Source organism: Streptomyces sp. NBC_00005, from assembly GCF_045160215.1.
Lineage (GTDB): Bacteria > Actinomycetota > Actinomycetes > Streptomycetales > Streptomycetaceae > Streptomyces.
Map to the genome: position 1 here is coordinate 4721715 of NZ_CP108316.1, position 15207 is coordinate 4736921.

General features: G+C 71.8%; 11 protein-coding genes. 8 read left to right on the forward strand and 3 right to left on the reverse strand.

What is annotated here, in order from left to right:
* Nucleotides 1-15: 15 nt before the first annotated feature.
* On the reverse strand, nucleotides 16-1218 hold the full coding sequence (locus OG303_RS21620) for an FAD-dependent oxidoreductase (protein ID WP_405870162.1): 1203 nt from the start codon (nucleotides 1216-1218) through the stop codon (nucleotides 16-18).
* 67 nt (nucleotides 1219-1285) lie between these two features.
* Nucleotides 1286-2533, reverse strand: coding sequence for an ATP-grasp domain-containing protein (locus OG303_RS21625; RefSeq protein ID WP_405870163.1), 1248 nt, complete (start codon nucleotides 2531-2533; stop codon nucleotides 1286-1288).
* A gap of 248 nt (nucleotides 2534-2781) precedes the next feature.
* On the opposite strand from OG303_RS21625, the gene fahA reads away from it, so the two are divergent.
* The 8 genes from fahA to OG303_RS21665 all read left to right on the forward strand — a co-directional run bounded on the left by fahA (nucleotide 2782) and on the right by OG303_RS21665 (nucleotide 12396).
* The gene (gene fahA, locus OG303_RS21630) at nucleotides 2782-4020 is read left to right on the forward strand and encodes a fumarylacetoacetase (RefSeq protein WP_405870164.1); all 1239 of its coding nucleotides are present in this window, start codon (nucleotides 2782-2784) and stop codon (nucleotides 4018-4020) included.
* 233 nt (nucleotides 4021-4253) lie between these two features.
* Nucleotides 4254-5195, forward strand: a complete 942-nt coding sequence (locus OG303_RS21635; RefSeq protein ID WP_405870165.1) for a M56 family metallopeptidase — start codon at nucleotides 4254-4256, stop codon at nucleotides 5193-5195.
* A gap of 198 nt (nucleotides 5196-5393) precedes the next feature.
* Nucleotides 5394-6182, forward strand: a complete 789-nt coding sequence (locus OG303_RS21640; protein WP_405870166.1) for a GntR family transcriptional regulator — start codon at nucleotides 5394-5396, stop codon at nucleotides 6180-6182.
* 41 nt (nucleotides 6183-6223) lie between these two features.
* Nucleotides 6224-6451: a ferredoxin family protein gene (locus OG303_RS21645; protein WP_010986276.1), complete on the forward strand. Its 228-nt coding sequence runs from the start codon at nucleotides 6224-6226 to the stop codon at nucleotides 6449-6451.
* Nucleotides 6452-6466: 15 nt separating this feature from the next.
* The gene (locus OG303_RS21650) at nucleotides 6467-7840 is read left to right on the forward strand and encodes an ABC transporter substrate-binding protein (protein ID WP_405870167.1); all 1374 of its coding nucleotides are present in this window, start codon (nucleotides 6467-6469) and stop codon (nucleotides 7838-7840) included.
* Between the two features lie 92 nt (nucleotides 7841-7932).
* Nucleotides 7933-8781, forward strand: coding sequence for an ABC transporter permease (locus OG303_RS21655; protein WP_405877405.1), 849 nt, complete (start codon nucleotides 7933-7935; stop codon nucleotides 8779-8781).
* The gene (locus OG303_RS21660; protein WP_405870168.1) at nucleotides 8765-9532 is read left to right on the forward strand and encodes an ABC transporter ATP-binding protein; all 768 of its coding nucleotides are present in this window, start codon (nucleotides 8765-8767) and stop codon (nucleotides 9530-9532) included. Before OG303_RS21655 ends, OG303_RS21660 begins: the two co-directional genes overlap by 17 nt.
* Nucleotides 9533-9543: 11 nt before the next feature.
* A complete protein-coding gene (locus OG303_RS21665; RefSeq protein WP_405870170.1) occupies nucleotides 9544-12396 on the forward strand; it encodes a fumarate reductase/succinate dehydrogenase flavoprotein subunit in 2853 nt (950 codons plus the stop codon).
* 643 nt (nucleotides 12397-13039) lie between these two features.
* Here OG303_RS21665 and recQ read toward each other — a convergent pair.
* Complete coding sequence (gene recQ, locus OG303_RS21670) at nucleotides 13040-15070, reverse strand: DNA helicase RecQ (RefSeq protein ID WP_405870172.1); 2031 nt, start codon at nucleotides 15068-15070, stop codon at nucleotides 13040-13042.
* Nucleotides 15071-15207 lie beyond the last annotated feature (137 nt).

Genomic DNA, 15207 nt, shown 5'->3' on the forward strand with positions numbered 1-15207 from the left:
TGCCCCGGACCCGGCCTACCCGTGCGCTGCCGCCAGGTGCTTGGCGAGCCTCGGGGAGGCGAACTCCGTGCCGCACACGAAGCGCATCACCGGGCCGTACGACGCCGCGGCGGGCAGGCCGGTGAAGTACAGGCCCGGGACCGAGGAGACGTACCCCGCGCCCAGTTTGGGCGTGCCGCGGCTCACCGCCAGGCGCGTGCGCAGTTCGTGGCCGAGGAAGTCCATCGCCGCGATGTCCACGCGGTATCCGGTGGCCGCGATGACGTGGTCCGCGGACAGGTCCTCGGTGCGGCCCGCAAGGGTGCGGACCGTCAGCTTCGGGCTGCCGTCGGCCGCCTCCGCCCGTACGATCCGGTCGACCTCGCTGACCTGGACCTTCCTCTCGAAGCGGTCGCGCAGCCACCACGCGCCGAGCGGGCCGAGGACCCGGCGCACCAGGTAGTGGCGGGCCTCGGCCGGGAGGTAGCGGTAGGGGTGCGGGTAGTAGCTGAGGGCCCACAGCGACCAGGCGCGGCCGAAGGGCGACTCGGGGCGCAGCTTCGGCTGCTGCCACGGCGGCGCGCCGAAGGCGACCGTGCCGCGACCGCGGGCCACCACCCTGACCTGGGCGCCCGCCTCCGCCGCCAGCGCCGCCGTCTCCAGCGCGGACTGCCCGGCGCCGACGACGATCAGGTCCTGGCCGGCGTAGCGCTTGAGGTCGTGCTGCTGGGAGCTGTGGGAGACCGGGCCCGTGGGAGTGGGCCCGTCGGCCGCGGCCGAGGCCAGCTCCGCCGGCAGGTGCGCGAGGCCGGACAGGCCGGTCGCCACGACGACCGCCCGGGCGGTGAACAACTCGCCCGAGTCCAGCTTCAGTTCGAAGCCGCCGCCCTTGTGCCGGTCCACCGACACCACCCGCACCTGCTCCAGCTCGGGCACCAGCTTCTGCCGGAACCAGTCGCCGTAGGCGATGAACGTCTCGACCGGGATGATGTCCTCGTCCGTCACCAGCCGCTTGATGCCGGCGGCGTCGCAGTAGTCGACGAGGTTGTGGCCCTGTTGCGGGGCGTCGATGTTGGAGGCGACCGGAGTCGACTTCAGGAGCATTCCGACGGGCATGTGGTCGCGCCAGCTGACCATGGGCTCGCCGAAGACGCGGACCGGGATGCCGCGTGCGCGCAGATGGGCGGCGGTCGACAGGCCGAACGGCCCGGCGCCGATGATTGCAACCGGTTGAATCACGAAGTCCCTCCCCAGGACGTTCACTTCGTCACTTCGTGTGGTTCGGCTCGGGCAGCCGGCTGGCCGGCTAACTGCCCGAACTGGTGGTGCTGCCGCGGCGGTTGGTGCGCCACAGCTGATACAGGTGCTTCGCGCCCGGCCGCACGAAGCGCGCGAGCATCGTGAGGAACGGCAGCGGGTCGTCACCCGCGAGCCAGGCCAGCTCCGTCCCGCTCGCGCGCGCCGGTGCGTGCGGCGTCGTATAGCCGCTGCGGCGGTAGGCGAGCAGGGCGGGCAGGTCGATGTTCTCCACGATGTACCGGTGGCCGGCCCGCTGTTCCCCCTCCGGGACGGGGCGTCCGGTCAGGTCCAGGTGCATGGCGCGGACGACGTCCACCCCCGACTCGTTCTCGAAGAGCCGGAACTGGGCGCCCATGCGGGGGTTGAAGTCGAGGAGTTTGTACAGTCCGTCGCGCCGGTCGAAGCGCAGGTCGAGGTCGATGATTCCGGTGAAGCCGATCTGTTTGATGAAACGCGCGGCGAGGTCCGCGAGTTCCGGGTTGTCGACGACGTACGCGTTCGCCGTCATGCCCGCGTGCGGAGGCCAGGAACGCACCTTGACGCCGGTGAACATGGCGAGCGGGGTCGAGTCCGCGTCGAAGTAGGCGTGCACGATCCAGTCCTCGGCCTCCTCCCTCGGCAGGTACTCCTGGAGGATCACCCCGGGGTGCTCGCCCCAGTCGCGGGCCAGCCGGAGCAGGCCCTCGCGGGTGGCGATTTTCGTCGTGCCGTTCACCGCCGGCTGTTTGCGCCGGGTGAACGCCTCGCGGTTCTTGGCCACCACCGGGAAACGGGCCTTCTCGGCGAACGCGACGATGTCGTCGTAGGAGTGCGGGAAGGCGGCCGTCGGGCTCGGTATGCCGTGCTCCACGCACAGTTCGTGCAGGCCCTGCTTGCTCGCGAGACGGCGCGGCAGGGCCGGGTCGACGCGCGGAAAGAGGAAGTGCCCCTCGAGTACGTCCTGGTGCTCGGCGATCAGGACGGCCGCCTCCTCGTCGGTGGGGACGAGGACGGTCGGGCGGCCGATGCGACGTCCGACCCGCAGCAGACCCTCCACCAGGTGGTCGGGGTCCTCGGTGCCGGTGGTCGGCCAGACGAAGGCCTTCTTGAGATAGCGGGAGGAGGCGGCGGGCGTGTAGCGGTCCTCCGTGATCGCGTACATCGGCACGCCGAGACGGCCGAGACTGCGGATCGCGCCGACGCCGCCGTGGTGCAGCGGGTAGTCGCCGAACTTGACGATCAGGCCGGGCACATCATGGTCGGCCTCGAAAGGCACACTTCCGCTCCTGGCCACGGGTCCCCCCACGCGTCCCCCCTACGGACCGGACCCACCCCGTCCGTGTCCCCCAAAGGACGCTAAGCCGGAATTGAGGCCTCCGACAAGGCCAATTCGGACATTGCAAACTCTTTAGACACTGCCCAGGACAGGCAACACAGCCGTAACGTGTGGCTCGGCTCCCTGGCCACGCATGCGATGCACGGCAGACACGGCATCCGGAACGCACGAAAGTGAGGCAGCACCCCATGCCCCCCTTCGATGTCCCCGAGGGCGATCCCTTCGGTCCGCACAACCTCCCATACGGCGTCTTCTCGCCCGCCGGTTCGCCGCAGCGAACCGTCGGGGTCCGGCTCGGCGACCACGTCCTCGACGCGGGCGCGGCGGCGCTGGCACTCGGCTCCCCGTATGCCTCCCTGCTCGCGCGGCCCTCGCTGAATCCGCTCCTCGCCGCGGGCCGCACCGCCTGGTCGGACGTGCGGCGCGCACTGACGGCGTGGGTGACGGTGCCCGCGCACCAGGAGGCGATCGGGGGGTTCCTGCACCCGCTGTCGTCGGTGACGCTCCATCTTCCGTTCGAGGTCGCGGACTACGTCGACTTCTACGCCTCCGAGAACCACGCACGGAACGTCGGCCAGATCTTCCGCCCGGACGCGGCGGACTCGCTGACCCCCAACTGGAAACACCTCCCGATCGGTTACCACGGCCGGTCCGGCACGGTCGTGGTGTCGGGCACGGATGTCGTACGGCCGTCCGGGCAGCGCAAGGCTCCGGCCGACGCGGCTCCCGTCTTCGGGCCGTCCGTCCGCCTGGACATCGAGGCCGAGGTCGGCTTCGTGGTGGGCGCGCCCTCGGAGCGCGGGAAGCCGGTGGCCCTCGGCGACTTCCAGGACCACGTCTTCGGGCTGTGTCTGCTCAACGACTGGTCCGCGCGCGACATCCAGGCCTGGGAGTACGTCCCCCTCGGGCCGTTCCTCGGCAAGTCCTTCGCCACGTCGGTGTCGGCGTGGATCACACCGCTGGACGCGCTGGAGGACGCGCGCGTGGCGCCGCCGGAGCGGACCCATGCGCTGCTGCCGTATCTGGACGACACGGCCGCCGCTGCCGACTCGGGTGTCGAGCCGGGCGGCTACGACCTGCGGATCTCCGTCGCGATCAACGGTCATGTCGTCTCGGAGCCGCCCTTCTCCACCATGTACTGGACGGCCGCGCAGCAGCTGGCCCACATGACGGTGAACGGCGCCTCCCTGCGGACCGGCGACCTGTTCGGGTCGGGCACGGTGAGCGGTCCGACGCCGCAGGAGCGCGGCTCGCTGCTGGAGCTGACCTGGAACGGGCGGGACCCGCTGGAACTTCCCGAGGGCAAGCGGACGTTCCTGGAGGACGGGGACGTGGTGACGCTGTCGGCGTGGGCGCCCGGGCCGGGCGGGACCCGCGTGGGACTGGGCGAGGTGAGCGGGCGGATCGTGGCAGGCGTGCCGGAGTGATCGTGGCAAGCGTGGTGGAGTGAGCGGGAGTTGCGGGCTGTGACGACGGCCGTACGGGACGTGCGGGGTGGTGGTACGGGACGTACCAGGTGGCCGTACGGGACGTACGAGGTCGCTCTGGTCCCCTGACTCCCGCTCCCTTCGCCGTCATACTGGCGGCGGGCGTCTTGTGCGCCGAGCCGCACCACCCCACCGCCCCGCCCCTTCCTCCGACCGGATCCGGAGACCGTGGCATGACCGTCTGCCTGCTCCTGCTGAGCGTGGTCGCCCTGATGGCCGCCGTGCCGGTTCCGCGCGCGCTCGTGCGGGCGGCCTGGCCGGAGCGGGAGCCCGTGCTCGCGCTGTGGGTGTGGCAGTGCCTGGTCGCCACCGTCCTGCTGTGCTGTCTGACGGCGCTCGTGCTGGGCGCCGCCGCCGTCTTCCACACCGTCCGCGACCACGTCTTCGCGCCGGCGCCCCCGGCCGTGACCGCGGCGTACGACCTGACGGCCGCCCCGGTTTGGGCCGTCGTCCTCACCCTGCTGCTGGCCTGTGGTGCCGCCTGGACGACGGCGATGCTCGCCCGCGAGCTCGTCGAGGCGCGGCGGCGGCGCGGACAAGCCCGGGCGCGCCTGCGCGAACGGGCCCCCGAGCTGCCCGCCGGGCTGGAGGAAGCGGCGCGCGGCCCGCTGCTGGTACTGGAGGACGAGTACCCCGACGCCTGGTGGATGCCGGGTCATCCGCCCCAGCTGGTCGTCACGACGGGCGCCCTGCACCGCCTCACCGACCACCAACTCGACGCCGTCCTCACCCACGAGCGCGACCACGCCCGCGCCCACCACGACTGGCTGCTGCATCTGTCGACCGCCCTGGCCACGGGGTTTCCCCGGGTGCCGCTGTTCGCCCACTTCTGCGACCAGACGCACCGGCTGGTGGAGCTGGCGGCGGACGACACGGCGTCGCGCCGGTGCGGTCACCTCACCACCGCGTTGGCGCTGATCGAGCTGAACCAGCACCGCGGCGTCCTGTCCTGCGCCTCCAGCCACCGCCTGCTCGGCGAACGCGTCGACCGCCTCCTCGAGCCGCCCCCGCGTCTGGGCCGCCGGCACCGCGCGCTGACGACGACGGTGGCGGCGCTGGTGCCACTGCTGCCGCTGCTGATCGCGTTCGCTCCCGGGCTGACGGCGTTGGGCTGACCGTCGCCTCGCAGGCTGCCGCCTCCGTACGGGCTGGAAGCATCCGGCCGACTGGACACGGCAGCGGGGCCCGCAGGTGTGGCAGATCTTACTCAACTGCATCTGTTTCTCCAGGTCAGCGACCGGTCTGACGCCTCCACAGGTGGCGCAACACAGCTGCAACACTCCCTTCCCTACCTAGTCGCTATGGTTCAAAACATGCCATCCAGCGACCGCGTCCGAGAGCACGCCGGCCAGGGCGCGACCACCGTCGCCGCCCACCGTGCGCGGCGTCGGCTGCGTGCCGACCAGGCCAGGCAGCTGGCGGACCTGCTCCGCCACCAGCTCCTGGCCGGCGGCTTCCCGGACGGCACACTCCCCCACGAGACGGTCCTCGCCACGGACTACGGCGCCACCCGCAACACCGTCCGCCAGGCCCTGGACCTGCTCAGGGCGGAGGGTCTCGTGGATCGTCTGCCCGGCGTCGGCACCGTGGTGGTCGCGCAGAAGTACCCGCACGGCCTCGACCGCCTGATGGGCCTCGCCGAAACCCTCAACGAGCACGGCCGGGTCACCAACGAGGTCCGCACGATGGGCCCCGCCCCCGCACCCGCCCCGGTCGCCGAACGCCTGCGCGTCCAGCCCGGCACCGACGTCCTCTACATCGAACGCCTGCGCCGCCTGAACGGCATTCCGCTCTCCCTCGACCTGACCTATATCCCGCTCGACATCGGCACCGCCCTGCTCGGCGCCGACCTGGAGAACACCGACGTCTTCCGCCTCCTGGAGGCCATCACCGGCCAGCGTCTCGGCCACGCCGAGATCACCCTGGAGGCGGTCAACGCGGACACCCACTCCGCGGCCGTGCTCGAAGCCCCGCGCGGCGCGGCCGTCCTCATGCTGGAACGGCTCACGCACCTCGCCGACGGCCGCCCGGTCGACCTGGAGTTCATCCGCTTCCGCGGCGACCGCATCACCATGAGCGGCCTGCTGCACCGCTCGCTCTGACCTCACCACCCCTTCCCCGCAGGACCTCCCTGGAGACAGCCATGCCTTTGGCGCCCCAGCGGGCCGACGTGCCCGTGACCATCGACGAGTCGAAGTGCATCGACGGCTGCACGCTCTGTGTGGACATGTGTCCGCTGGACTCCCTCGCCATCGACGAGAGCAACGGCAAGGCCTACATGCACGTCGACGAGTGCTGGTACTGCGGCCCGTGCGCGGCCCGCTGTCCCACCGGAGCCGTCACGGTCAACATGCCCTATCTGCTCCGGTGAGAGGTCCGAACTCCGATGTCCGAAACCCCCGTGTCCCGAACTTCCGTCAAACGCACAGCGATCGCCGTGTCCGCGGTCTCTCTCCTTTTCCCCCTGAGCGCCTGCGGCGGCAGCGCCGAGGCGGGTGACGGCAAGAACGTCACCATCACCGTCGGCTACCAGTCCAAGACCATCAACACGGTCACGGCCGGCACCCTGCTGCGCTCCCTCGGCTACTTCGAGAAGGACCTCAACGCCCTCCACGACGGCCACACCTACAAGGTCGACTGGCAGGACTACGCCACCGGCGCACCCATCACCGCCCAGATGACCGCCGGGAAGATCGACATCGGCTCGATGGGCGACTTCCCGCTGCTCATCAACGCGGCCCGCGGCAAGCAGCTGGGCCGGCCGACCCGTCTGGTCTCCGTCACCGGTTACAACCTGCACGGCGGCCTCAACACGATCGTCACCGCCCCGGACTCGAAGCTCGCCTCCCTCACGGACCTCAAGGGCAGGAAGGTCTCCACCAGCGTCGGATCGGCCGCCGACGGCACGCTCGTACGGGCCCTGCAGCGCGCCGGCATCGACCCCGACAAGGGCATCGAGAAGCTCAACCAGCAGCCCGCGGTGGGTGCTTCGGCCCTGTCGGCGGGCAGCACGGACGCACTCTCCCAGTTCGTCGCGTGGCCCGGCCTGCTCGCCTACCAGGGCAAGGCGAAGGCCCTGTACGACGGCGCGCAGCTGAACCTCCCCACCTTCCACGGCGTCACCGCCCGCGAGGACTTCGCCAAGCAGCGCCCGGCCGTCCTCGATGCCTTCCTCAAGGCTCAGGCGGAAGCCACCGACTACCTGAACTCCCACCCCGTGGCCGCCGCCGAGAAGGTCGCCAAGGCCACCGACCTGCCCGCCGAGGTCGTCTACCTCTACAACGGGGCCCACGGCATCGCCACCTTCGACCCGGCGATCAAGCCGCAGCTCGTCTCCGCGCTGAAGCAGGACGTCTCGGTCCTGAAGTCCGCGAAGCTGACCGGCGACATCGACGTGGACGCCTTCGTCGACGACCAGTACGTGAAGAAGGCCCTCGGTGCCGACTACGCCAAGCGGCTCGCCTCGACGCCACCGGCCGCCGCGAGCGAGGTGTGGCCGAAGGGCTCCGAGAAGACGGTCGGCTTCAAGTCCCCGTCCGCGCTGCTGAGTTACGTCGAACAGCACAAGAACGGCATCCGCGCCGCCTACGTCCCCGACGCCACCACCGGCACCCTGTGGTTCGCCGACAAGGCGGTCTGGGTGGCCGACCGCGACCAGCTCCTCCCCTTCGTCGCACCGGCCACCGCCAAGGCGTACGTCGCCGAGCACACGGGCGCCCGCGTCATCACGTACGCCGACGCGCTGGGACAGGCGTCGTGAGCGGCACAGCACGCACCTCAGAGGCCGCGAACCCGCAGGCATCCGGAAGCGACAACGGCAGCCGGCGTGCGCCCAAGGTCGGCCGGTATGCGCTGCGGGTGACCTCGCTGGCGGTCGCTCTCGGCCTCTGGCAGCTGCTGACCAGCCTGAACGTCGACCTGTGGCTGCGCTTCTCGCAGTTCCCCACGGTCGTCGACGTGGCCCGCGCCTTCGCCGACCGGGTGTCCGGACCGGACTACTGGACGGACCTCACCGACAGCCTCACCCGCATCCTCACCGGCTTCCTGCTCGCCGCGGTCCTGGGCGTGGCCACGGGCGTGCTCGTGGCGCGCTCGCGGCTCGCCGAGGACCTGCTCGGCCCGGTCCTCGAAGTGATCCGCCCGATCCCCGCGATCGCTCTCGTCCCGGTCGCGATTCTCCTGTTCCCCTCCAACGAACAGGGCATCGTCTTCATCACCTGCACCGCCGCCTTCTTCCCTGTCCTGGTCTCCACCCGGCACGCGGTCCGCGCGCTGATCCCCGTGTGGGAGGAAGCGGTGCTGACGATGGGCGGCGGACGGTGGCGGATCCTCGGTTCGGTCGTCCTGCCGGGCGCGCTGCCCGGCATCTTCGGCGGCCTGTCGGTCGGCATCGGCGTCTCGTGGATCTGTGTGATCTCCGCCGAGATGATCTCCGGCCAGTACGGCGTCGGGTACCGCACCTGGCAGGACTACACCGTCGTCAACTACGCGGGCGTCTTCGTCGGGATGGTCACGATCGGCGTGCTCGGCTGGGTCACCTCCACGGCCGTGGAGCTCATCGGCCGCCGTCTGACCCGCTGGCTGCCGCGCACGTCGTACGTCCCGGCGGGCCGGACTCCGCGGCGAGTGCGCGGCGCCGACGCCGCCGTACCGGTGAGCCCCACGACCAAGGAGGACGTGCCCCATGACCAGCTCGTCTGACGTCCGTTCGGCCTCCCGCACCGGCGCGGGACTGGCACTGCACGGCGCCGTCCTCGGACGGCCCGGCGCGCCCGTGCTCGACGCGGTGGACCTCGACGTGACCCCCGGCGACATCCTCACCGTCGTCGGCCCCTCCGGCTGCGGCAAGTCGACCCTGCTGCGCACGCTGGCCGGGCTGCTGTCCCCGCTCGCCGGAGCGGTCAGCCAGGACGGACGTCCCCTGACGGGCCCCGCCGCCGACCGAGCCCTGATCTTCCAGGAGGACGCCCTCCTGCCCTGGCGCACCCTGCGCGCCAACGTCGAACTGCCGCTCGCCATCAAGGGGTTGCCGCGCGCCGAACGCCGCGTCCAGGCCGAGTCCTGGCTCACCCGCGTCGGCCTCGCCGAACAGTCCCGGCAACTGCCCCACCACGTCTCCGGCGGGCAGCGCCAGCGCGCCCAGCTGGCCCGGGCCCTCGCGGGAGCACCCCGCGCCGTCCTCATGGACGAGCCCTTCGGCGCCCTCGACGCCCAGACCCGCGCCGGCATGCAGGACCTGCTGGTGGAGGTGCTCCACGGCACGGGCGCCACCGTCGTCTTCGTCACCCACGACGTGGACGAGGCCCTCTTCCTCGGCGACCGCGTGGCGCTCCTCGGCAACGGCCGACTGACCGCCGTGCGCGACGTGCCGCGCCCGCGCGACCGTACGGCGCACGACGATCCCGCGCGCGTGGCACTGCGGCGCGACGTCCTCACCTCGCTCGGTACCTGAAAGGCCCCCCGGTGACCACCCCCGTGAACACGCCCCTGGAGATCCCCGCGCTCGCCGACGCCGAGGAGATCAGCTGCGACGTCCTCGTCATCGGCGGCGGCACCGCCGGCACCATGGCCGCACTCACCGCCGCCGAACACGGCGCGAACGTGCTCCTGTTGGAGAAGGCCCACGTCCGCCACTCCGGCGCGCTCGCCATGGGCATGGACGGCGTCAACAACGCGGTCATCCCCGGCCGCGCCGAACCCGACGACTACGTCGCCGAGATCACCCGCGCCAACGACGGCATCGTCGACCAGTCCACCGTCCGCCAGACCGCCACGCGCGGCTTCGGCATGGTGCAGCGCCTGGAGTCGTACGGCGTGAAGTTCGAGAAGGACGAGCACGGCGACTACGCGGTCCGCCAGGTGCACCGCTCGGGCTCCTACGTGCTGCCGATGCCGGAGGGCAAGGACGTCAAGAAGGTCCTGTACCGGCAGCTGCGGCGCCGCGAGATGCGGGAGAAGATCCGCATCGAGAACCGGGTCATGCCGGTACGTGTGCTCACGGCTCCCGAGGACGGGCGCGCCGTCGGGGCGGTCGGCTTCAACACGCGCACCGGCGCGTTCGTCACCGTCCGCGCGGGCGCCGTGATCCTGGCGACCGGCGCCTGCGGCCGCCTCGGCCTGCCCGCCTCCGGCTACCTGTACGGCACGTACGAGAACCCGACGAACGCGGGCGACGGCTACGCGATGGCGTACCACGCGGGCGCCGAGCTGACCGGCATCGAGTGCTTCCAGATCAACCCGCTGATCAAGGACTACAACGGCCCCGCCTGCGCGTACGTCGCCAATCCCTTCGGCGGCTACCAGGTCAACCGGCACGGCGAACGCTTCGTCGACTCCGACTACTGGTCGGGCCAGATGATGGCCGAGTTCGCGGCGGAGGTCGCGAGCGACCGCGGCCCGGTGTACCTGAAGCTGAGTCATCTCCCGGAGGAGTCGATCTCGGCGCTCGAGTCGATCCTGCACTCCACGGAGCGCCCGACCCGGGGAACTTTTCATTCCGGGCGCGGCCACGACTACCGCACCCACGACATCGAGATGCACATCTCCGAAATCGGCCTGTGCGGCGGCCATTCGGCCTCCGGCGTCCGGGTGGACGACCAGGCCCGCACGAACGTCCCCCGGCTGTACGCCGCCGGTGACCTGGCCTGCGTGCCGCACAACTACATGATCGGCGCGTTCGTCTTCGGCGACCTGGCGGGCGCGGACGCGTCCCAGTACACGCCGTACGAAGGGGAGTTCTCCGCCGCTCAGCTGCGGGAGGCGCACGAGCTGATCTACCGCCCGCTGCGCAACCCCGAGGGCCCGCCGCAGCCCCAGGTCGAGTACAAACTGCGCCGCTTCGTGAACGACTACGTGGCCCCGCCGAAGTCCGGCGCCCGGCTGTCGCTGGCCCTTGAGGCCTTCGAGCGGATGCACGACGACATCGCGGAGATGGGCGCGCAGACCCCGCACGAACTGATGCGCTGCGCCGAGGTCTCCTTCATCCGCGACTGCGCCGAGATGGCCGCGCGTGCCTCCCTGGCCCGCACGGAGTCCCGCTGGGGTCTCTACCACGACCGTCTCGACCACCCCGAGCGCGACGACGCCTCCTGGTTCCACCACCTCGACCTGCACAAGTCCCCCTCCGGTTCGATGGAGTTCACGGCCCGTCCCGTGGCTCCCTATCTGGTTCCCGTCGACGAATTCGCCCCCGTCGGCGGCCCGTCCCGTCACATCGGCGAGGTCCACGCCGAGGACGTGGCCACGGCCGGCTCCCGGGACCGGGCACCGGTCGCGACCGTGACGCAGGACGTGGCGGCGACCGCGGCCGACGGCTCCGGACCCGACGCGCTGGCCCATGGCGACGCCTCCGGTGCCGAAGGATCGTCGAGCCGCCTCCTCGAACTCGTCGCCCTCGCCGACGAGGAGCCCGAACTCGACGCCCTGCGCCCCTACTTGGCCGACACCGCGCCCACCGTCCGCCGCGAGGCCGTCGCCGTCCTCACCGAGACCGTGCCGCCGGGAACGGGCCCCGCACTCGCCGAAGCCCTGCGCGACACCGCCGCCGAGGTGCGCGCCACGGCGGCCGCGTCACTGCGCGAGCTCGTCGAGACGCTCCCCGCGGAACCCGCCCTGCGCGACGGCCTCGCCGCCGCCCTGGCCGAGCCCGACCCGGTCGTCCGCGCCGCCTCCCTCGACGTCCTGCGCGCCCTGCGCCTGGGTGACGCAGCGCTCTTCGCCGAGGCCCTGACCGACTCGGACATCCCGGTCCGCATCGAGGCCGTCCGCGCCCTCGTCTCGGTCGACGCCGCCGCGGAACTGGCCCGAGCGGCCACCGCCGACCCGTCCCGCGAGGTCCGCGTGACCATCGCCAAGGCGCTGGCGACGGTGTCGGCGGGCCAGGCAGGACAGAGGGGACAGGCAGGGGACGCCGGGCCTCCCGGGGACGAGGGACCTGCGGGAACGTCCCTCGACCTCGTCCTTGCCGCCCTGTCCGACCTCGCCGACGACCCCGACGCCCTGGTCCAGGGCGCCGCCTACGGTGCGCTCGGGACCACCGGCTGCCCGGCACCCCTCGCCGCACGCGCCGTCGCCGCTCTGTCCGCGTCGGCCTGGCAGGTCAGGTCGGGCGCCGCGACGGCCCTGTCCGCAGCCGAGCCGGACGTGGCGGTCCCCGCCCTGGCGAAGACCCTCGCCGACCCGAACGCCGACGTACGCAAGTCGGCCGTACTGGCCCTGACCCGGCACAACGACACCGAGGACGCCCGCGCGGCCCTCGCGACAGCCACGACCGACTCGGACGCGGACGTCAGGGCATACGCGGCACGGGCACTGTGACCGTGCGGGACGCTGTGACGGTGCGGGGCACTGACCGTGCGGGACGCTGTGACCGTGCGGGACGCTGTGACCGTGCGGGGCACTGACCATAGGTAGCGCGGACGTCGGGGCGCGACCGTACATAGTGCTGACGTGCGCGGCGCGACCGCATGGCGCTGACCGTGCGGGCCACGACCGCACATGGCGCTGACCGTGCGGGCCACGACGGCGGCCTCCGCAGCAGGCAGGCGGGCGGGCGTCGACACGGCGCCCCGGCCTGCGCTGGCCTCGCCGGCGGACCGGCATCCGAACGGCTCCGGTCGCGGACCATCCGCCCCCGGTTGCGTCTCCAGCCCGGCGCGCAGGGAGCTCACGACGCCACCGACCGTGCCGGCGGAACGGCTCCGGTCACGGGCCAACTAACCGCGGCTACCCGGAACGCCTCCCGTCACGAGCCAACTACCCCCGGGCTCCCCGGCGTTCGGTCCGCCCCGATCGCCGCCCCAGGCACCCGCACGTCAGTCGCCTGACCCGCCGCCCCTGCCGCAGCCGCCGCCGGGCACAGCGCCGACAGGCCGAACCCGCGTTCCCCGCTGTCTCCAGCAGAGCCGCCCCGGCCCCGGCCGCCCGAGTCACCGATGCCCGACCCGGGCGGCCGGTTCACCTATATCCAGTCCTCGGGCTCCGGCTCCGCGTCCATCTCGGGCCAGTAGTCGTCACCCGAGTCACCGTCGGCCGCCGAAGACGAACCAGTCGCCGAAGCCGCACCACTCACCGGAGCCGAGCCGCTCTCCGGAGCCGAGCCGGGTGCCCCGCCCAGCTCGGCAAGCACCGCGAGCACACCCTCCCCGTACGTCACCAGCTTCTTCTCGCCGACCCCGCTGATGCCGCCGAGCTGAGTCACCGACGTCGGCCACGCGGTGGCGATCTCCCGGAGCGTGGCGTCGTGGAAGATGACGTACGCCGGGACGCCCTGCTCCCGGGCCTGCTCGGCACGCCAGGCGCGCAGCGCCTCGAACGCGGGCTGCAGCTCCTCGGGCAGCTCGGCCGCGGCGGCCTTGGCCTTGCGCTCGCCCCTGCCGGAGGAGGACGACGCCGAACGCGAGGTCGCCGGCTTCTTCGGCTCCTTGCGCAGCGGTACCTCCCGCTCCCGCCGCAGCACCGACCCGCTGGCCTCGGTCAGCACCAGCGTGCCGTACTCCCCCTCGACCGCGAGCAGCCCCTGCGCCAGCAACTGCCGTACGACGCCCCGCCATTCGCCCTCGGCGAGGTCCTCGCCGATGCCGAACACGGACAGCTGGTCGTGGTCGAACTGGATGACCTTGGCCGTGCGCTTCCCCATCAGGATGTCGACGATCTGCAGCGCGCCGAACTTCTGCCCGCGCTCCCGCTGCAGCCGCACCACGGTCGACAGCACCTTCTGGGCGGCGACCGTCCCGTCCCAGGTCTCTGGCGGGACCAGGCAGGTGTCGCAGTTGCCGCAGCCCGCCGCGTCCGGGTCCTGGCCGAAGTAGGCCAGCAGCTGGCCACGGCGGCACTGCGCGGTCTCGCACAGGGCCAGCATCGACTCCAGGTGGGCGGCGGCCCGGCGCCGGAACGCCTCGTCGCCCTCGCCCATCTGGATCAGCTTGCGCTGCTGTATGACGTCGTTGAGGCCGTACGCCATCCATGCCGTCGACGGCAGCCCGTCCCGGCCGGCGCGTCCGGTCTCCTGGTAGTAGCCCTCGACCGACTTCGGCAGGTCGAGGTGGGCCACGAAGCGCACGTCCGGCTTGTCGATGCCCATTCCGAAGGCGATGGTCGCCACCACGACCAGGCCCTCCTCGCGCAGGAACCGGGACTGATGCGCCGCGCGCGTGCCCGCGTCCAGGCCCGCGTGGTACGGCACCGCCTCGATGCCGTTGCGGCTGAGGAACTCCGCCGTCGACTCCACCGACTTGCGCGAGAGGCAGTAGACGATGCCCGCGTCCCCGGCGTGCTCCTCGCGCAGGAAGCCCAGCAGCTGCTTCTTGGGGTCGGCCTTGGGCACGATCCGGTACTGGATGTTGGGCCGGTCGAAGCTCGCCTCGAAGTGCCGGGCCGTCGGCATGTGCAGCCGCTGGGTGATCTCCTGGTGCGTCGCGTGCGTGGCCGTGGCCGTGAGCGCGATCCGCGGGACGTCGGGCCAGCGCTCACCCAGCAGGGAGAGGGCGAGATAGTCGGGGCGGAAGTCGTGGCCCCACTGGGACACGCAGTGCGCCTCGTCGATCGCGAAGACCGCGATCTTGCCGCGGGACAGGAGGTCGAGCGTCGAGTCGAGACGCAGCCGCTCCGGCGCCAGGTACAGCAGGTCCAGCTCGCCGGCCAGGAACTCGGCCTCGACCATCCTGCGCTCGTCGAAGTCCTGCGTGGAGTTCATGAACCCGGCCCGCACGCCGAGTGCCCGCAGCGCGTCCACCTGGTCCTGCATCAGCGCGATGAGGGGGGAGATCACAATACCCGTGCCGGGTCTGACCAGGGCCGGGATCTGGTAGCACAGCGACTTGCCGCCGCCGGTCGGCATGAGGACCACGGCGTCACCGCCGGCCACCACATGCTCGATGACCGCTTCCTGCTCACCGCGGAAGGCCTCGTATCCGAAGACCCGGTGCAGTGTGGCCAGCGCCTCGCTCTCCATCACCCCTGGCATCTCGCTGATCCCGCCCATCCCACCCATAGTTCCGTCCCCCGTACGTCGTCCCTCGACCACTGCCCCCACGATAGGTGCCCGCACTGACAGCCCAGGAGTTATCCACAGACCCGTATCGGTGACTCTCCGTGGTCAGTCATCTGCCTGAAGAACCGATCTCGGAC